This window comes from Pedobacter sp. PACM 27299 (genome assembly GCF_001412655.1).
In the GTDB taxonomy this organism is placed as follows: Bacteria; Bacteroidota; Bacteroidia; order Sphingobacteriales; family Sphingobacteriaceae; genus Pedobacter.
This window is the reverse complement of the sequence record NZ_CP012996.1, coordinates 2,245,467-2,261,987: the sequence shown is the minus strand read 5'-3', so window position 1 is coordinate 2,261,987 and position 16,521 is coordinate 2,245,467. Positions and strand designations below refer to the sequence as shown.

Genomic DNA, 16,521 nt, shown 5'->3' with positions numbered 1-16,521 from the left:
ATTTTTTATCTGATGCCAATTTCAAAGAGCAGGCATGCCCAGAAAAGATATTCATTCATGGCTGCACGAAGGTGCTTTAGCGCAATTGTCATCTGGTTTTCTACGGTTTTCACACTAATTCCCAAGCGCTCTCCAATCTGTTTATTACTGAGGAATTGCTTTCTGCTCAAAAGAAAAATTTCCCGGCACCGCCCTGGCAAAGTAACAACTACTTGTTCAAGTATCTCATTAATATCGTGTTCATTCAAACGATCTGACAACTCCGTGCTACCCGCCAGCTGTTCAAGCTCACCTGGTTCCACAAAGACCTTACGGTTGTCTGCACATTTAATATGGGTTAGTACTTTATAACGCACCGCTGAAAACAGGTAAGATTTCAGCGTTAAGATCGCCACATCGTTTCTGCGTATCCACATTTGCAACAAGACGTCCTGGACTATGTCCTTACTTTGGGCTTCATCCCTTATGATGTTAAAGGCAGCCAGATATAAATTTTCCCAGTATTTATCATAAATACACTTAAGTGCAACTTGTTCGTCCGTTTTTAATAACGCGACTAGATCCTGGTCGTTGAATGCATTTGGCTGTAGCATGAAAGGACCAATTTACAATATATAATCGCAAAATCGAAATGTCCAAATTATAAGCAAAAAACACTCACAAAGTATAAAATCAGCCCACTAATTATATATGCAACAATTGCCTTCTTTTGTATTTTCTAGTCCTTTTTTCCTTTAACTCCTAAAAGGGATATTGCTAGAAATAGTAAAGCTGCTAACTTGGGTGTTATTAAGTTATCAAATAAGCCGGTTTTGGCGATATTTGAAATTAAGCGGTCAGTAATTTCGACTGTGAATCCCCATTGTTTAAATGCGACATAACAACAGATATAAAAATGAATGCTTAAGATAAAAATGCTAATGAGTCTTGTAAATTCTATGATTTTTCGCAAGCTCTGGCTATCTTCTCCGGTGTTCATAAATTTCGTTTTATAAGGTTAATCCTCTTTTTTTTCTTCTTCTTTTTGCGTTTAATATTCGTGGTATAGTCAGGTTGGAAATTTATCAAGCGAATCCCTGAGGAAATTTGTTGACGCTGTTTTCTGTAAGTAATTATCCAGAAGTTTATCCGAATGTGCTTTTAGATATATTTTTTGTTGGATTACAGGCTTTAAGAATGATCTAATTCTATCTTCCGAGCTAATCCGTTCAATCATGGCATTAGCAGTGTAAAGCTTCCCTAAATCACTTCCATTAAAAACGGCTTTATTTTGATGGTCAATGAAAGTAGTACCATAAATACGGCCGTGAACATTTTGATGTAAGACTAGGTTTATTCCGTCCTTTTTAAGTTCAGCCAATTAAGGTTTCCTTTTTGATACACTCATACTTTGTGAATACCTTATTAATCCGTTCAATTAGATTCTGTTTAAATGGATTGCGTTTTTCTTTGTTCTTCTCGAATTTAGACTCCAGATTGCGTAAAGTAGGCTTAATGTAAAATGAACTTGATTTAATCGGAATTCCAACTTTCTAGCCATTAACACCAACTAAAGAATAAATCAATCCCTTGTTTTGGAACATTTCCGAATCTTCTTTACCACGATCAGCAATAACATTAAACTGCTTAAGCACTGCATTAAACTCTGCGAGTGAGGTGAATTTATACTCATTTATAACACCCGCTAAAACGTTACTAATTTGGCGTTTGGTTGATAACCTCCCATATTTTACTTGTTTCAAATCAGCAGGTTTAATACTTGGCTCTTGCTTGTACACTTTGCGTTCCGCAACAACTATATTAAAATCCTTTTCTATAGACTTTCTAGCGGGTTCAGATAAATCTCTGCCGATATTATGGGTCTTAAGGGCTTCACCATCCCTTTATATACTAACCGTTGCTATGTGCAAGTGTTGGTGACCTGCATCATTATGTCGGTATACTAAAAAAGGTTGATCACCTAATCCAATACGTTCCATATAAGCTATTGCAATATCCTGCATCTTAGCGCTACTGATATTTTCAGACGCATCAAAATTTCAGGATATGTGCAAAGCATTCGTTTCAACACTTGGTTTTAACTCCGTTAAAAGCTGAAACCGAGGTACCTTATTTTGAATAAGTCATATTCTCAATTTCACCAGCAAAGCCACTTGCCAGAATTAACTTCACTTCCCCATCCGCAACTTTGTTTTCATTATAATGAAGTACACCTCTTATGCTGGTTCCTGTTTTTATTATTGTAACCATTTGTCATCGAGTTTTGAAACGATCACCATAAGAAGATCTATTTTTGGTTCAATAGATTTATATGTTTCAGCAGTTTTAATAGAGTGAAAAGACCTTTCGGTTTCAGAAGTACAGAAGAAATAACTTAAACATAATTGCTGTATTTAAAGATAATGGCGAGGATAGTTATACATTCGATCGCCCCGATTATCGTGCCTTAGAGGACTTCTTAAAGAAGTTTAAGGGAGAATGTCAATACCTCATTGTACTGGATCATGACCGCTTCAGCCGTAATCTACGGGAGGCTTTAATGAAAATTGCAGATCTGGAAAGAAATCATGGCGTTAAAGTCCTATCCACAAATGAACGTGTTGATCTGGATAGGATCAATCCCAAATGTTGTGGAGCAAGACTGATTTTCTGTTGTTAAGCATACAATTGAGTTAGTCTGTACAGGAAGAATTCTATGTTTTTCACACCTCTAAACAGATTTCTGAAAGCCTCTATTTTTGCATTAAAAGATTCTGCGGCAGCATTATTAGATCTGTTGTCAAAGTAATTCAATATAGTCTGATAATGGTTCTGTATAGATCTTGCAACTGTATTGAAGACTTTAAATCCTGTTTGCCTTACTTTTTCATGCCATTTGGCCAGTCTGGCCAATGCAAAGATTTTGTCAGTTGTATTTTCAAAGATTTGACTAAGCCCAAAACTGAGGCCATAGGCTGTTTTTAAGATCGGGAAACCTCTCGAATAAGAGCTCTGCACGATCCTTTTGACTTTCTATCCAGGCAGAAGGCTTTTTATACAATACATATCTCCTACGGGCAAGCAACTGCTTGATGGTATCTCCATTATAGAGTACTTCCGCTTGAAATGGCCTACCTGTCTTTTTTGATCTTTCTATAGCCTCATTTTCCTGATCCATAGCTTCCCATCTGTATTTGATCCGCATTTCCTGTAGTGCCTCGGTAGCCAGTTTCTGTACATGAAACCGATCGGTCACTCTGGTTGCTTGCGGAAAACAACGTTTGCAGATCAATTCCATGTTACCAGCCATATCCAAGTTGACTTCAGTGACCTTTTTTCTTGCCCTTTCCTGTATTCTTTTCAACACGGAAATAACGGTTTTGCGGCTTTGTTGGTAAGGATGTTGTAAAGTTCACCATGGGATAGACTGGTCTCGTCTATAGAAAGCTGTTCACCAAGATTTTCCGGATATAACAGTCACTTTTTTGCATGCGATTTTTGATCCCAGCTTTTAAAGTCACTGAGGTAATCACGATATTGACGAAGTAGATTCTTAACTCTTACACCATAGAATGACCTGATGGCATCAACGCTACTCGGCGCTGTATCGATTGATTTCTTTTAAAAAAGCCGCGAAATCTCCAGTCATTCGCGTTCCCTTTTCTACTAAAGTCCAATTCCGTTAAATCACCTTGGACGTTTCTGTATTGAGCCATCGGCGTCTGCGGATATGAAAAAACACTTTATGCCCACGGATAGGAAAGTCTTGAATTACAATCTGAGGGAAAAAGCCTTACCGATCGATATTGTCAATTACAATTTTATTAAAAGTTGCTTCTTTCACTTGAAATATTTTGAACAGGGTGAGGTCAAGACAAAACCAACACAAATAAGGAGCGATCTTCCGCATTATCTACCCTATTCCATAATTACTAAAGGCGGGAACATTATAGGCATTTTGAGCTAGGGGATTTCGCAAGTCACAAATGAGCGTCGGAGAAATACATAGATATCAACCTGGCAGCTTTTCAGCTTTACAATAAACATTGATACGCCCCCGCTTTTCAGCAATATATAAAACTCCATCTTCTACCCAGTTCAGTAATATCCTAGAAACATCTATGCTCAATTTCCTGGATCTGTTTAATTCACTGGTCTTTTCAAAATGCAATATAATATCATCCACAGTCACATTATTTCTAAAGAAATCATGCTTAGCATATAATTGCCGCATTTTTTTTGATAAAAATATTCTATTCTTTTTATCTTCAGAAAGCTCATACTTTGGTTTATATAGAATTGGAATGTCGAATAACTTTGGGAGTTTCAAGTCGACCGCCTTAGCGTAGCCAATGTAATAATCCAAATTAGTAGCGATCCCTTTCTCTAAATTAATGACGGTTGATTTTGAAAAGTCTGTCATATCAGAAATATCGCTTAGTGAATACTCCAGTAATAGGCGTCTATCTTTCAATTTCGCCCCTATAATCTGTTTCACTCCACCAGCTTCATAAATTTTCGCTCTTTTCGACATCAATCAAAAAGAATAATAATTATAATGCAATTATGAACTTAAATAAGAATGAATTGCATATACAAGTTTTCTTTGTTATATTTGATTTATGATTTAAGGTTGAAAAAGTTAATAACGTTTTAAGGTATAATAAAGAGTCTCACGTTCCCAAGTCTAACATTTAAAATAAACGGAGAGCGATAAATTATGCCCACATACCATATTGTGCTATATTTGCGCGATAAGGGAGTGGGCACTATCGTTGAAAATCACGTTTATGGGAGTTAGACCCCGGGAACTGATTGGAGATAGTGTCTCTCCCTTATTTTTTGAGCACAAGTTCCAATAAGACTCGTATAAACTACGAGCATGAAAAGTAAAAAGCTAACTGACCAGCAGTATTATTTCAACAAATTTCAAGAAGGAAATGAAAAGGGACTTGACTTTTTCTACAAACTCCTGTATCCATCATTATATTTTAAAGGCTTAAGATATATAAAGGACGACACCAATGCTGATTGTATTGTTAATGACGCTTTTCTCAGACTCTGGCTAATCAGAAAGAGTATTAGTGACCCAGCTCATATTGAAACATTTGTTAAAAAATGGACTTCAGACGGTTGCAAAGCTTATTACAAAACTTCCAACACTAAATTCCAGCGAAACATGCTAAAACTGGATGATTTAGAAAATTACCAGGAATATATAGGTGGATACAACCCTTGGGAAGAAGAAGAAACTGATACACTATACCAATATGAGCGAGCAATGGAGGCCGGTGGAAAGTGTGCTTCCCAACCTTCCCGAAAACCAGCAGTTATTCATACGACTCTGCATAAAGTATTCATTTAGCTATGAACGCATCGCATGGCATGTTGGCGGCATAACAGATTATCAGGTAGCAAAAACAGTTGAAAAAACACTGGAATCTTTAAAATCTATTTTAAAGAATAGCCAGAAGCTCAATACTGTCGGAAAAACCAATAAGGTCAAATTCGAAGGCGATCTATGCGAAGAGCAATCTACAATTCTACATATGCGCTATGAGCTTCAATACAGCTTTGAAGAAATTGCCAGAACATTAAACCTAAGTCAAAATCATATTCAAAAGGTTTTTGTACAGGCTTATACCAAGATAAAAAAGGTAAAAATGTAATGCCATGGAAAATAATAAAATAATTATCACCCGCAAGATCCAGCTACTGATCGATTCTGATGACCCTCATTTTGTCAAGGAAATTAAAGAAAAACTATACCATTGGCAATGGATCTGTTTTCGTTCTGCCAACATGATTATGACCCATCATTTTGTACAAGAACAAGTCAAAGACTTCTTCTACTTAACAGATGAAATCAAACTTAAAATTGCTGACGAAAAAAAAGAACCGAATGGTATCCTCAAGTCTTCCCGAATAAACACCACCTACCGACTCCTCTCTAATCATTTTAAAGGTCATATTCCAACAAATATCCTTAGCAACTTAAATAGTACATTGCTGGCAAACTTTAATAAAGAGAAAGTCGCCTATTGGAAAGGTGAAAAATCTCTGAGAAATTACAAAAAGGACATTCCACTGCCCTTTGCTGGTGAAGCAATTACAAAAATAGACCATACACCTGACCACAGAAACTTCTGTTTTAAACTCTTTAAAATTCCATTCCGAACCTATCTAGGGAAAGATAAATCAGATAAAAAGGTTATTCTGAACAGAATCAAGAATGGGACGATGAAACTCCTTACCAGCAATATCCAGTTGGATAAGAGTAAAATATTTTTATTAGCAGTCATCGAAATTGAAAAAGAGCAACATGTTTTGGATACCGCTGTAATTGCAGAAGCCGCTCTTTCCATTGAACATCCAGTTAATGTTAAAATTGGTAATAACCAATACGCCATTGGTAATAAAGAAGAATTCTTGCACCGTAGATTAGCCATACAGGCTGCCATCTATAGGGTAAAAAAAGCGGTTACTTTTAACAGAGGTGGTCATGGCAAAAAAAGAAAGCTAAAAAGTTTAGAAGACTATCAACATCAGGAGAAAAGGTATGTAGAGTATAAATTACACCTATACAGTCGTATGCTAATAGACCTTTGCGTAAAACATGAGGCCGCTACTTTAATTCTGGTCAATCAGGAACAAAAGGAAGAAATCGCAAAACAAGACCCTTTTCTGTTGCAGAACTGGAGTTATTACAGTCTGAAAGACAAAATAAATTATAAAGCTGAAAAAGCAGGCATACAATTAATAGTGGAATAAATAATTTTTGAGGCTGCTTGTACAGCCATAGAGTGAGACAAAATCTGTACTCACTAAATGTTCAGGAGGAAACCACAAGAGTAGGAATTCTTTGAGTACATAGACAATGTTGGGCTTCACTTAAGATCTTGACAAATACTATCTTAAATGAATTTAAAAATATAAGAGGCTGCTTGTACAGCCGTAGGGTGAGATCAAATGATGCTCACTAAAATTGTCATCGATTATACAACGGGCTGCTGTAATTCCAATCTATTAAGGAGAGGAATTATTTATAGTATAATATTTCAGGGACATCAATGATTTTCGTAGAGCTATGCTGTTGAAGAAATTAAAACATAATTAAACTAAATCATTGCCAAATTTTGGCTGTGGATATATCCATGGATATACTCTTTTGTGCGCTTAAACTAGCCAAAGGCTAGCAGGATATATCCGGAGTATATCCCATACCCCCTTAGCGATAGCGCCAGGAGGGAAAAGTGAGGCACTGCCCAACTTCCGCTTGCTCCAATTTTTTTTAAGAAAATTGGACTACGAAAAGAGTTAAAGTTCTGAAAATGAACCAAGGTAAATCGCAGAAAATTCTGTTAACGAAATGTAATTCTCCCATATGGGACAAAGAAACTGAGATTAAACTCAAATTGCTGAAAACAGTTTTTATGGCAGCAATAAAGGAAAATCCAAAAATCATCAAACCAGAAATAATCTTGATACCAGACGAAGGGTACATACTTGATTTTTTGCCCTTGCCAGTTCAAAAAGTACTGGAAAAAAGCGAACATAAGTTTAGTCAAAGCGAGCAGGTCTTATTGACCTTGTTCGCACAAATTATAATTCAAATCATATTAAAGGAGGAAGCATGAACGCTATTGGATACCTGAGATTAAGCACCAAAGACCAGTCAAAATCTTTAGAATACCAGGAATCGACGGTGCGAGAGTATTGCCGAAGGAATAACTTAAATATAATTGCGCTATTTAAAGATAACGGACAAGACAGCTATACCTTCGACCGGCCAGATTATCGCGCCTTAGAGGACTTCCTAAAGAAGTTTAAAGGGGAATGCCAATACCTCATTGTATTGGATCATGACCGTTTCAGCCGTAATCTACCTGAAGCTTTAATGAAAATTGCAGATCTGGAAAGCACTCATGGGGTTAAAGTGCTATCTACAAATGAACGGGTGGATCTGGATACATCTGATCCAGATGTATTCATGAAAAGAGCTTTTGATTACATGATTGCCAATAAAGAACTTTTCACCATCCGCAACAGAACCAGGCAAGGGATAAGAAATGCTAAAGAAAACGGACGCTATCTTGGACGCGCGCCTTATGGCTATAAAAACATTAATGATGGCTCAAAAAAGAATCATATCCAGATCGATCAAAACCAAGCCATTATTGTAGAAAGAATATTTAATGATTACCTGCTTGGCATTGCTCCTTACATCATCTACAAAACAGTTAGGGCTATGGGATTCTCCAACAAAGGAAACAGCGCCATTCATGATATATTGAACAACTGCCTGTATGCTGGATTAATTAAAGTTCCTGCCCTTAAAGATTTACCTGAAAAATATGTCAAGGGCATTCATAAACCAATAATCACAGAAGCTGAATACTGGACAGCAAACAAAATGCTCAACAACAAACGTCCGGAGAAAGTACGTCCCGACGAAGAATTCCCCTTAAGAGGAGTTTTAAAATGCTGGTGTGGACAAAGTATGACTGCTGGATGGTCAAAAGGGAGAAGGCAATACTATCTATATTATAGATGCCATATCCATACCAGCGTGAATGTACCAGGTAAATTATTGCATGAACAATTTGACGAAGTCCTTAAAGACATTTGCTTTGAACCGCAGCAAGTAGAATTTCTTAGGCTCGCTTCAAAAGCATTATTAGCTGAGCCGCTAAAACAAAAACAGGAAACATTAAAAGAAAAACTCAATGCGATCAGCGCAATTAATGTCAAAATTCTAGAGTTGGAAGAGAAATTCATGAATAATCACATCGAAAATTCAACTTATCAGACCTGGTTTAAAAAATATCAAGAAGAAAAAGCAACATTGGAAATGAGCCTCAATGGAAATCCCAAACAAAAAATAGAAATAGACAGTCTGATTGATCGGGTTCTGCCCGCGCTTACCAATATTTTTGAGATCTATGAAAAATGTAACATCTTTCAAAAACATGCGATTGTGAGGGGGGTGTTCAAAGATAATCTGGTATGGGCTGGGGGTCTACTTAGAACCGCTTTCATCGACCCGAACTTCCGGCATAACCTCCAGAGAATCAATAAAAAAGGGTTGCTTCTTTACGAGCAACCCTTTGATTCTTCGGACATCAGTCCGGTATGTACCCGGAGCCGGAGTCGAACCGGCACGGTTTCCCACAGGTGTTTGAGACCAGCGCGTCTACCAATTCCGCCATCCGGGCATTTATTTCCTTAGCGGGTCGCAAATATATAATATGTTTTTAACTATTCTAAAAAATACTTAACTTCATATAGGGATTAACGCAAAATTCTTATACCTTTTTACACCTGGTATTTCAATGTTTGCGCAAACAATAGCTCAACATAGGGAACGTATGACAACAATTGAAAGAAGGAAAGACCTCTCTTACACGGAATTCATAGAGAAGTATCAAAAACCCGGTATTCCGGTCATCCTTGAAAATGCAACCCAGGTATGGAAATCCAATCTAATTTTTACACCCGAATTTTTCAGAAAAAATTTTGGTGACCGAACCACTTGGTTTTCCAACAAGCAATACACGATATCGGAATTGCTGGATTTAACAGCCAATAGCACTAAAGAAAACCCAGCCCCATACCCTGTTAAGTTCAACATCCTCACCCAGCTTCCGGAAATCCTGGGATACATGGATCCCATGGACATGACCTTGGTAAAACCGAATTGGCTGAACCACAAAATCCTGAAGAATAAACTAGGAAACGGGATGGATTTACACATTGGCGGTGCAGGTAATCATTATTCAGTCCATAAAGACGCTTATGATGTTCATGCCTGGCTGATTCAGCTGTATGGTGAAAAAGATGTGATTATTTTCCCAAGGGATCAGGAAGAATTAATGTATCCTGGAAAAGGCGGGTTATTAGAATCGAGATCGCCAATAGATATCTCTAACCCTGATTACGAAAAATACCCCAGGTTCAGAGAGGCCACCCCTACCACCATTACTTTAAGAGCAGGAGAAGTACTATATATCCCAAGTGGAATATGGCACACTACGAAAGCGCATGGTCAGAATATTTCTACGATTATCGATCAGGTGAATAGCTCCAATTATAAAGCCTGGAGAAGAGATGTATACGTGTATAAAAAATACCACAACAAGTACCGTGCAATCTTAGATTATGGCGCTGCAACAGCGATTGGAAACGCTTTTAAGTTAGGTGAACTTATGGGAATGAAATTTTAAAATAAAAAGCTGGATCCCAAACTATTGGAATCCAGCTTTGTTAAACTTATATTCGTATTCTAAATCAACTACTTATGGAAGTTATTTTCGAATTGATATTTGCTTTATTTACGACCAATTGGTCTAAAGCCAGACGCCTTTTCAGTAAGTTTTAAATGTTTTGCGCAATCACATAACCATTTGCCCAGGCCCATTGGAAATTATATCCTCCTAGCCATCCGGTTACATCCAGGCATTCCCCGCCAAAATATAATCCTGGAATGCTTTTACATTCTAGTGTTTTAGACGACAACTCATTCGTATCAATACCGCCCCTCATCACTTCCGCTTTATCGTATCCTTTATCTCCGGCCGGTTTCACCTTGAAAAAATGAATGGTCTGCTGAATCGTTTCCAATTCTATTTTCGTCAAAGCAGCCACCTGCTTCTCTAAAGGAAGGAATTTCCCCAGTGCATCCGTGAATTTCTTTGGATAATAACGGTTGAGCAAGGTCGAAAGCAATAGCTTCCCATTAAACTTCCGTTCTTCCTCGATCAATTCCATGATAGATTGTTTGGGCAGCAAGTCAATATTGATCGATTCCCCTCTTCTCCAATACGAAGAAATCTGTAAGATCGCCGGACCGCTTAATCCCCAGTGCGTAAACAAAATATTCTCCTCAAAAGAGATGCGGTCATTGCTGACTTCACAGCATACAGTATTCCCCGATAAAGCAGCATACCAGTCCTCATCTTTTCCCGTAATCGTCAATGGCACCAACGCAGGAGCCGTTTCTATGATATTTAAGCCATGTTTCCTGGCAAATCGCAAGGCGAAATCCGTGGCGCCCATTTTTGGAATTGGCAAGCCTCCTGTAGCAATCACCAATTTCGGCGCTTTCAAAGTTTTCGATTTGTTTGCTTTATCAAAGCTCACCGAAAAACCATCGGCGGTTTGCTCGATGCCCGTCACCTGTGCATCACAAATAATCTGCTGACCAAAATCATTACAAATCTCTGTAAATGCAGCCACAATATCTTTTGCATTCTTGCCATCAGGAAAAAGTTGTCCTAAAGTTTTCTCTTTTCCGCTGATGCCGTAAGTCTCAAAAAAACTGATCGTATCCTCGACTGTCCACTGTGTAAATGCCGATTTTGAAAAATGTTTGTTGTTAGAAATAAACTGTTCATCACTGGCAAACAGGTTGGTATAGTTGCACCTACCTCCGCCGGAAATCAAAATTTTTGCACCTGGTTTATCGTTTTTTTCCAACAATATTACTCGCTTTCCCAAATAGCCCGCTTGTACTGCACACATTAAACCGCATGCTCCAGCACCAATAATTATAGCATCTGCCTCCATCAATCCGTTTATATTGTTATTTTTGTGCAAAATAAGCATAACTTTTTCATATCGATATGGCAAAACAAATAAGTGATTTAAAATTAGGCATATTAGGTGGCGGTCAATTGGGCAGGATGTTGATCCAGGAAGCCATCAATTATAATTTAACCACTTTAATTTTAGATCCGGATACAGACGCTCCATGTAAACACCTCGCAAACTACTTTGAATGTGGTTCTATTACTGATTTCGACACCGTTTATAACTTCGGCAAGAAAGCAGACATCATTACTATTGAAATAGAAAAGGTAAATATTGAGGCACTGGAACAACTGGAAAAAGAAGGAAAATTAGTTTACCCACAATCTAGGGTAATCCGTCTGATTCAGGACAAAGGTGTTCAAAAACAATTTTTTAAAGAAAACAACATCCCTACTGCACCTTTCCAATTGGTAAATACCAAAGAAGACATGCGCAATAGCCACATTCCATTCCCTTATATACTGAAACAGCGTAAAGATGGTTATGATGGCAAAGGAGTAATGAAAATAAACAACCTGGCAGACATTGATAACGCTTTCGATGCCCCATGTTTAATCGAAGAACTGGTAGATTTTGAAAAAGAAATCGCAGTCATTGTTTCCAGAAATCCTAACGGCGATATGAAAACCTTCCCAATGGTGGAAATGGAATTCAATGCCGAGGCAAACCTGGTAGAATTCCTGATTTCTCCTTCTACTTACCCGGAAGCAATTCAGGAAAGAGCAGAAATCATTGCAAAAAATATTGCAACTTCATTAAACATCACTGGCTTATTGGCGGTAGAAATGTTTGTGACCAGATCAGGAGAAATTTTAGTCAATGAATTAGCACCTCGTCCACACAACAGCGGACACCAAACCATTGAAGGTAACTACGTGTCGCAGTTTAACCAGCATTTACGTGCGATATTCAACCTTCCACTGGGAGATACCCGCGCTACAAATAATGCGGTGATGATCAACCTATTGGGAGAGAAAAACCACAATGGTGTAGCGAAATATAAAGGATTAGAAAAAGTAATGGCCATTGAAGGCGTTTACGTTCACCTTTACGGTAAAAAATACACCAAACCTTTCCGCAAAATGGGACACATCACGATTGTGGATCAAAACCGCGAGAAAGCAATTGAAAAAGCCAATTACATCAAAGAAACACTAAAAGTTATTTCCTAATGAGCATACAAGTAGGTATTATAATGGGCAGCAAGTCTGACCTTCATATCATGAAAGACGCAGCCGATGTCATGAAAGAATTCGGTATCCAATTTGAAATGACCGTTGTGTCTGCTCACCGTACGCCTGAAAAAATGTTCGAATACGCCAAAGACGCAGCATCACGAGGTTTAAAAGTAATCATCGCGGGAGCAGGTGGTGCAGCACATTTACCTGGAATGGTGGCTTCAATCACTACCCTGCCTGTAATTGGCGTACCGGTAAAATCATCTAATTCTATTGATGGATGGGATTCTATCCTTTCTATCCTTCAAATGCCAAATGGTATTCCTGTGGCTACCGTAGCACTAAACGCAGCTAAGAATGCAGGCTTATTAGCAGTACAAATCTTAGCGACTGCAAATGCTGACCTTTCTGCAAAAATGCAGCAGTATAAAGATGATTTAAAGAAAAAGATTGAAGAAAGCGCAATCGATCTTGAAAATTACTCATAAACTATCTTAAGATCGGATCTATCAGGTCCGATTTCAGTTAATTCAGATTAGGATTCTGAGGAAAATTACTAACATGGGCATATTTAGGTCCGAGGTTAATGATCACTTCCTTCCACAGCTCCTCTTCATTGTTAGAGAATACCAAATCAGCATCAAACTGGTCGGATACAATCCAGGTATTCTCTTTCATTTCTTCTTCCAGCTGTTCTCCAGACCATCCAGAATAGCCAATAAAAAACTTAATGTCTTCCGGTTTAATATGATGACTGTTCACCAGCACCTTTAAAGCCTCAAAATTACCCCCCCAATAAATCCCCTTTGCAATTTCCTCCCCATCTGTTAACAGATTCGCACAGCGATGAATGAAATGAATCGTATCCACGGCAACCGGTCCGCCCAGAAAAACGGGAAAATCTCCTCCTGTAAAATCAGGCACCAAATCACTCAGCAACAAAGAACTTTTATGGTTTAAAATAAAACCAACCGTTCCCTCTTCCTGATGCTCCGTCATAAAAACTACAGAACGTTTAAAGTTAGGGTCCATTAAAAATGGCTCTGAAATTAACAATTTACCTGCTGATGGCGCTAATCGACTTAACATTTCGGAAATTTAGTGATAATATTAAATAAACTAAAACCTATTTTTGTACATGGAGCTGAATAAACAAAATCTACAAGACCTAAGACAGGAATATCGCTCAGCAGAACTGGCCGAAACTGATGTGGAAAGCAATCCCATCCTGCAATTCAAGAAATGGTTTACCGAAGCGGTAGAGGCCAAATTATTTGAACCAAATGTGATGACCCTCGCAACGGCAAATGCCAGCGGAAAACCCTCCGCACGCATTCTACTGCTCAAAGGATTCGATGAAGATGGCTTTGTCTTCTTTACCAATTACAACAGTGATAAAGGAAAGGACCTGGCAGAAAACCCGCAAGCTTCTTTAGTATTCTTCTGGCCAGAGCTGGAAAGACAAGTACGTATTGACGGTTTAGTGAACAAAATCGCAGCAGAAGATTCTACAGCTTATTTTCACTCACGTCCGGTAGGTAGTCAGATTGGAGCTACAGCCTCGCCACAAAGCAGTGTAATTCCAAATAGAGCAGTATTAGAAGAAAAGGTGAAACAATTAACCGCTGAATTAGAAGGCCAGGAAATCCCTCGTCCGCTGCATTGGGGAGGATATTTACTCAGCCCAACGCATATTGAATTCTGGCAGGGTCGCCCAAGTCGACTTCACGACCGAATAAATTACCATTTAGTGGAAGGTTCATGGATTATCAATAGATTAGCACCATAACTTATTACCTTAAAGAAACATAAATGAAGAACATCGCAGTGATTGGCTCAGGAACAATGGGCAATGGAATCGCGCATACTTTTGCGCAGTTTGGTTATCAGGTAAACTTAATTGATGTCAACAATGAGGCTTTAGAACGTGCCATTTCAACGATTGCTAAGAATTTGGATCGCCAGGTGGCTAAAGGTACGATTACGGAAGCCGATAAAGCAAATACGCTTAAAAACATCGTTAATTTTACAGATATGAAGGCTGGCGTTGCCGATGCTGACCTGATCGTAGAAGCCGCTACAGAAAATCTGGACCTTAAACTGAAAATCTTTAAAGACCTCGACGGCTTTGCCAAGCCAGAAGCCATACTGGCCAGCAATACTTCTTCTATTTCTATTACTAAAATAGCTTCCGTAACCAATCGCGGCGATAAAGTGATTGGTATGCATTTCATGAATCCTGTTCCAGTGATGAAACTGGTTGAAGTGATCAGAGGGTATGCGACCAGTAATGAAACCACTGCGATCGTCATGGAATTGTCGACTAAACTGGCCAAAACGCCTGTAGAAGTGAACGACTATCCTGGATTTGTTGCCAACCGTATTTTGATGCCGATGATCAATGAAGCAATTTATACACTATACGAAAGTGTGGCTGGCGTGGCCGAAATTGATACGGTAATGAAACTGGGAATGGCACATCCAATGGGACCACTTCAACTGGCAGATTTTATCGGCCTTGATGTTTGTCTGGCGATATTAAACGTCTTGCATGATGGTTTTGGGAATCCTAAGTATGCACCATGCCCACTATTGGTCAATATGGTGACTGCCGGAAACAAAGGAGTAAAATCCGGAGAAGGCTTTTACAACTATTCAAATGGCATAAAAGATGCCGTTGTGGCTAATAAATTTAGCAAATAATATCAATTTTAAGCCATTTATACTAACTTTACCCCATGAACGAGAATCTGGACCCGAACGCTGAAAGTTTAACCCCTATTGAACGCGATATTGAAAAAGTATTGCGTCCGCAGGCATTTGAAGACTTTACAGGACAGGAAAAGATCATGGAGAACCTAAAGATCTTTGTAGAGGCTGCAAAGTTACGCGGAGAACCTTTAGACCATGTTTTATTACATGGTCCTCCGGGACTTGGCAAAACCACCCTATCCTATATCATTGCCAATGAAATGGGCGTTGGAATTAAAGTCACCTCAGGTCCGGTACTGGATAAACCCGGCGACCTTGCTGGTTTATTAACCGGCCTGGATGAAGGAGATATTCTATTTATTGATGAGATTCACAGGCTGAGCCCATTGGTAGAAGAATACCTGTATTCTGCAATGGAGGATTTTAAGATCGATATCATGCTGGAAAGCGGCCCTAATGCCCGTTCCGTACAAATCAGCCTCAACCCTTTCACTTTAGTAGGTGCCACTACCCGTTCCGGATTATTGACAGCGCCGCTAAGAGCGAGGTTTGGAATCAACTCCCGCCTGGCTTATTACGACGCGAAACTACTGACCACCATCGTGCTGCGCTCTTCAGACATTCTAAAAACACCCATCACCGAAGAAGGTGCCTATGAGATTGCACGCCGAAGCAGGGGAACACCTCGTATTGCCAATGCTTTACTCAGACGTACCCGTGATTTTGCGCAAATTAAAGGTAATGGACAAATTGATACCGCCATTTCCAGATACGCACTAAAAGCATTAAACGTAGATGAGCACGGATTGGACGAAATGGACAATAGAATCCTGGTCACCATTATCGACAAGTTTAAAGGCGGTCCGGTAGGTCTAAAAACCATTGCCACTGCCGTAGGTGAAGATGAAGGTACCATCGAAGAAGTTTATGAACCTTTCTTGATTCAGGAAGGCTTTCTGATGCGTACTTCCCGTGGAAGAGAGGTCACTGAAGCCGCCTATAAACATCTTCAAAAGAACTTCCCAGGACATACAGGTCAACTATTTTAGTCGATTAACCGCTT

Annotated in this window: 22 protein-coding genes, 1 tRNA gene and 1 pseudogene; 12 read left to right on the top strand and 12 right to left on the bottom strand. The window is 38.9% G+C overall.

Annotation, left to right across the window (positions count from 1 at the left end; all coding sequences use genetic code 11):
* Nucleotides 1-5 precede the first annotated feature (5 nt).
* From AQ505_RS09470 to AQ505_RS26875, 6 genes are all read right to left on the bottom strand, one after another.
* Nucleotides 6-593, bottom strand: coding sequence for an RNA polymerase sigma-70 factor (locus AQ505_RS09470; RefSeq protein WP_062547953.1), 588 nt, complete (start codon nucleotides 591-593; stop codon nucleotides 6-8).
* 125 nt (nucleotides 594-718) lie between these two features.
* The gene (locus tag AQ505_RS09465; RefSeq protein WP_062547952.1) at nucleotides 719-979 is read right to left on the bottom strand and encodes a YWFCY domain-containing protein; all 261 of its coding nucleotides are present in this window, start codon (nucleotides 977-979) and stop codon (nucleotides 719-721) included.
* A 69-nt stretch (nucleotides 980-1,048) separates the two neighbouring features.
* Nucleotides 1,049-1,360: a hypothetical protein gene (locus AQ505_RS26890; RefSeq protein ID WP_062547951.1), complete on the bottom strand. Its 312-nt coding sequence runs from the start codon at nucleotides 1,358-1,360 to the stop codon at nucleotides 1,049-1,051.
* 172 nt (nucleotides 1,361-1,532) lie between these two features.
* On the bottom strand, nucleotides 1,533-1,742 hold the full coding sequence (locus AQ505_RS26885; RefSeq protein WP_231635055.1) for a hypothetical protein: 210 nt from the start codon (nucleotides 1,740-1,742) through the stop codon (nucleotides 1,533-1,535).
* Nucleotides 1,743-1,883: 141 nt separating this feature from the next.
* Complete coding sequence (locus tag AQ505_RS26880; RefSeq protein ID WP_231635100.1) at nucleotides 1,884-1,979, bottom strand: relaxase/mobilization nuclease domain-containing protein; 96 nt, start codon at nucleotides 1,977-1,979, stop codon at nucleotides 1,884-1,886.
* A 130-nt stretch (nucleotides 1,980-2,109) separates the two neighbouring features.
* The gene (locus AQ505_RS26875) at nucleotides 2,110-2,250 is read right to left on the bottom strand and encodes a hypothetical protein (protein ID WP_231635054.1); all 141 of its coding nucleotides are present in this window, start codon (nucleotides 2,248-2,250) and stop codon (nucleotides 2,110-2,112) included.
* Nucleotides 2,251-2,380: 130 nt separating this feature from the next.
* Here AQ505_RS26875 and AQ505_RS27360 point away from each other — a divergent pair, with 130 nt between their 5' ends.
* Nucleotides 2,381-2,659: a recombinase family protein gene (locus AQ505_RS27360; RefSeq protein WP_082461474.1), complete on the top strand. Its 279-nt coding sequence runs from the start codon at nucleotides 2,381-2,383 to the stop codon at nucleotides 2,657-2,659.
* Here the strand turns inward: AQ505_RS27360 and AQ505_RS27075 are convergent.
* The 3 genes from AQ505_RS27075 to AQ505_RS09440 all read right to left on the bottom strand — a co-directional run bounded on the left by AQ505_RS27075 (nucleotide 2,656) and on the right by AQ505_RS09440 (nucleotide 4,513).
* Complete coding sequence (locus AQ505_RS27075; protein ID WP_250636627.1) at nucleotides 2,656-2,997, bottom strand: transposase; 342 nt, start codon at nucleotides 2,995-2,997, stop codon at nucleotides 2,656-2,658. The two genes, AQ505_RS27360 and AQ505_RS27075, sit on opposite strands and share 4 nt — an antisense overlap.
* Nucleotides 2,930-3,346: a transposase gene (locus AQ505_RS27070; RefSeq protein ID WP_250636626.1), complete on the bottom strand. Its 417-nt coding sequence runs from the start codon at nucleotides 3,344-3,346 to the stop codon at nucleotides 2,930-2,932. Before AQ505_RS27070 ends, AQ505_RS27075 begins: the two co-directional genes overlap by 68 nt.
* Nucleotides 3,347-3,991: 645 nt before the next feature.
* Nucleotides 3,992-4,513, bottom strand: a complete 522-nt coding sequence (locus AQ505_RS09440; RefSeq protein WP_062547948.1) for a transcriptional regulator — start codon at nucleotides 4,511-4,513, stop codon at nucleotides 3,992-3,994.
* Nucleotides 4,514-4,861: 348 nt separating this feature from the next.
* On the opposite strand from AQ505_RS09440, the gene AQ505_RS26870 reads away from it, so the two are divergent.
* From AQ505_RS26870 to AQ505_RS27350, 5 genes and pseudogenes are all read left to right on the top strand, one after another.
* Nucleotides 4,862-5,344: a sigma-70 family RNA polymerase sigma factor gene (locus AQ505_RS26870; RefSeq protein ID WP_062547947.1), complete on the top strand. Its 483-nt coding sequence runs from the start codon at nucleotides 4,862-4,864 to the stop codon at nucleotides 5,342-5,344.
* Nucleotides 5,250-5,648: a sigma factor-like helix-turn-helix DNA-binding protein gene (locus AQ505_RS27355; protein ID WP_157262283.1), complete on the top strand. Its 399-nt coding sequence runs from the start codon at nucleotides 5,250-5,252 to the stop codon at nucleotides 5,646-5,648. Before AQ505_RS26870 ends, AQ505_RS27355 begins: the two co-directional genes overlap by 95 nt.
* A 4-nt stretch (nucleotides 5,649-5,652) precedes the next feature.
* Nucleotides 5,653-6,750, top strand: coding sequence for a hypothetical protein (locus AQ505_RS09430; protein ID WP_062547946.1), 1,098 nt, complete (start codon nucleotides 5,653-5,655; stop codon nucleotides 6,748-6,750).
* Nucleotides 6,751-7,310: 560 nt separating this feature from the next.
* Nucleotides 7,311-7,616, top strand: coding sequence for a hypothetical protein (locus tag AQ505_RS09425; RefSeq protein WP_062547945.1), 306 nt, complete (start codon nucleotides 7,311-7,313; stop codon nucleotides 7,614-7,616).
* Nucleotides 7,613-8,341, top strand: a pseudogene (locus tag AQ505_RS27350) (recombinase family protein); the annotation flags it as partial. The gene AQ505_RS09425 and the pseudogene AQ505_RS27350, both read left to right, overlap by 4 nt.
* A gap of 773 nt (nucleotides 8,342-9,114) precedes the next feature.
* On the opposite strand, the gene AQ505_RS09420 reads toward AQ505_RS27350, so the two are convergent.
* Nucleotides 9,115-9,194: transfer RNA gene (locus AQ505_RS09420), tRNA-Leu, on the bottom strand.
* A gap of 153 nt (nucleotides 9,195-9,347) precedes the next feature.
* Here AQ505_RS09420 and AQ505_RS09415 point away from each other — a divergent pair.
* Nucleotides 9,348-10,202, top strand: coding sequence for a cupin-like domain-containing protein (locus tag AQ505_RS09415; RefSeq protein WP_062547944.1), 855 nt, complete (start codon nucleotides 9,348-9,350; stop codon nucleotides 10,200-10,202).
* Between the two features lie 151 nt (nucleotides 10,203-10,353).
* Here AQ505_RS09415 and AQ505_RS09410 read toward each other — a convergent pair whose 3' ends face one another.
* Entirely contained in the window at nucleotides 10,354-11,583 is a 1,230-nt protein-coding gene (locus AQ505_RS09410) for an NAD(P)/FAD-dependent oxidoreductase (protein ID WP_231635053.1), read from the bottom strand.
* A gap of 17 nt (nucleotides 11,584-11,600) precedes the next feature.
* Here AQ505_RS09410 and AQ505_RS09405 point away from each other — a divergent pair, with 17 nt between their 5' ends.
* Nucleotides 11,601-12,740, top strand: a complete 1,140-nt coding sequence (locus tag AQ505_RS09405) for a 5-(carboxyamino)imidazole ribonucleotide synthase (RefSeq protein ID WP_062547943.1) — start codon at nucleotides 11,601-11,603, stop codon at nucleotides 12,738-12,740.
* The gene (purE, locus tag AQ505_RS09400; RefSeq protein ID WP_062547942.1) at nucleotides 12,740-13,234 is read left to right on the top strand and encodes a 5-(carboxyamino)imidazole ribonucleotide mutase; all 495 of its coding nucleotides are present in this window, start codon (nucleotides 12,740-12,742) and stop codon (nucleotides 13,232-13,234) included. Before AQ505_RS09405 ends, purE begins: the two co-directional genes overlap by 1 nt.
* 37 nt (nucleotides 13,235-13,271) lie before the next feature.
* On the opposite strand, the gene AQ505_RS09395 is transcribed toward purE, so the two are convergent.
* Nucleotides 13,272-13,835, bottom strand: a complete 564-nt coding sequence (locus AQ505_RS09395; RefSeq protein WP_062547941.1) for a YqgE/AlgH family protein — start codon at nucleotides 13,833-13,835, stop codon at nucleotides 13,272-13,274.
* Between the two features lie 49 nt (nucleotides 13,836-13,884).
* On the opposite strand from AQ505_RS09395, the gene pdxH reads away from it, so the two are divergent.
* The 3 genes from pdxH to ruvB are packed head-to-tail and all read left to right on the top strand — an operon-like array spanning nucleotide 13,885 to nucleotide 16,507.
* Entirely contained in the window at nucleotides 13,885-14,535 is a 651-nt protein-coding gene (gene pdxH / locus AQ505_RS09390) for a pyridoxamine 5'-phosphate oxidase (protein ID WP_062547940.1), read from the top strand.
* 23 nt (nucleotides 14,536-14,558) lie between these two features.
* Nucleotides 14,559-15,449: a 3-hydroxybutyryl-CoA dehydrogenase gene (locus AQ505_RS09385; protein WP_062547939.1), complete on the top strand. Its 891-nt coding sequence runs from the start codon at nucleotides 14,559-14,561 to the stop codon at nucleotides 15,447-15,449.
* Between the two features lie 35 nt (nucleotides 15,450-15,484).
* Nucleotides 15,485-16,507: a Holliday junction branch migration DNA helicase RuvB gene (gene ruvB, locus AQ505_RS09380; RefSeq protein ID WP_062547938.1), complete on the top strand. Its 1,023-nt coding sequence runs from the start codon at nucleotides 15,485-15,487 to the stop codon at nucleotides 16,505-16,507.
* The last annotated feature ends 14 nt before the right edge of the window (nucleotides 16,508-16,521 follow it).

What these genes read in the sequence shown, in the direction of transcription:
- AQ505_RS09470 (WP_062547953.1), bottom strand. Translation starts at nt 593, where the DNA reads ATGCTACAGCCAAATGCATTCAACGACCAGGATCTAGTCGCGTTATTA.
- AQ505_RS09465 (WP_062547952.1), bottom strand. Translation starts at nt 979, where the DNA reads ATGAACACCGGAGAAGATAGCCAGAGCTTGCGAAAAATCATAGAATTT.
- AQ505_RS26880 (WP_231635100.1), bottom strand. Translation starts at nt 1,979, where the DNA reads ATGGAACGTATTGGATTAGGTGATCAACCTTTTTTAGTATACCGACAT.
- AQ505_RS26875 (WP_231635054.1), bottom strand. Translation starts at nt 2,250, where the DNA reads ATGGTTACAATAATAAAAACAGGAACCAGCATAAGAGGTGTACTTCAT.
- AQ505_RS09440 (WP_062547948.1), bottom strand. Translation starts at nt 4,513, where the DNA reads ATGTCGAAAAGAGCGAAAATTTATGAAGCTGGTGGAGTGAAACAGATT.
- AQ505_RS26870 (WP_062547947.1), top strand. Translation starts at nt 4,862, where the DNA reads ATGAAAAGTAAAAAGCTAACTGACCAGCAGTATTATTTCAACAAATTT.
- AQ505_RS27355 (WP_157262283.1), top strand. Translation starts at nt 5,250, where the DNA reads ATGAGCGAGCAATGGAGGCCGGTGGAAAGTGTGCTTCCCAACCTTCCC.
- AQ505_RS09430 (WP_062547946.1), top strand. Translation starts at nt 5,653, where the DNA reads ATGGAAAATAATAAAATAATTATCACCCGCAAGATCCAGCTACTGATC.
- AQ505_RS09425 (WP_062547945.1), top strand. Translation starts at nt 7,311, where the DNA reads ATGAACCAAGGTAAATCGCAGAAAATTCTGTTAACGAAATGTAATTCT.
- AQ505_RS09415 (WP_062547944.1), top strand. Translation starts at nt 9,348, where the DNA reads ATGACAACAATTGAAAGAAGGAAAGACCTCTCTTACACGGAATTCATA.
- AQ505_RS09410 (WP_231635053.1), bottom strand. Translation starts at nt 11,583, where the DNA reads ATGCTTATTTTGCACAAAAATAACAATATAAACGGATTGATGGAGGCA.
- AQ505_RS09405 (WP_062547943.1), top strand. Translation starts at nt 11,601, where the DNA reads ATGGCAAAACAAATAAGTGATTTAAAATTAGGCATATTAGGTGGCGGT.
- purE (WP_062547942.1), top strand. Translation starts at nt 12,740, where the DNA reads ATGAGCATACAAGTAGGTATTATAATGGGCAGCAAGTCTGACCTTCAT.
- AQ505_RS09395 (WP_062547941.1), bottom strand. Translation starts at nt 13,835, where the DNA reads ATGTTAAGTCGATTAGCGCCATCAGCAGGTAAATTGTTAATTTCAGAG.
- pdxH (WP_062547940.1), top strand. Translation starts at nt 13,885, where the DNA reads ATGGAGCTGAATAAACAAAATCTACAAGACCTAAGACAGGAATATCGC.
- AQ505_RS09385 (WP_062547939.1), top strand. Translation starts at nt 14,559, where the DNA reads ATGAAGAACATCGCAGTGATTGGCTCAGGAACAATGGGCAATGGAATC.
- ruvB (WP_062547938.1), top strand. Translation starts at nt 15,485, where the DNA reads ATGAACGAGAATCTGGACCCGAACGCTGAAAGTTTAACCCCTATTGAA.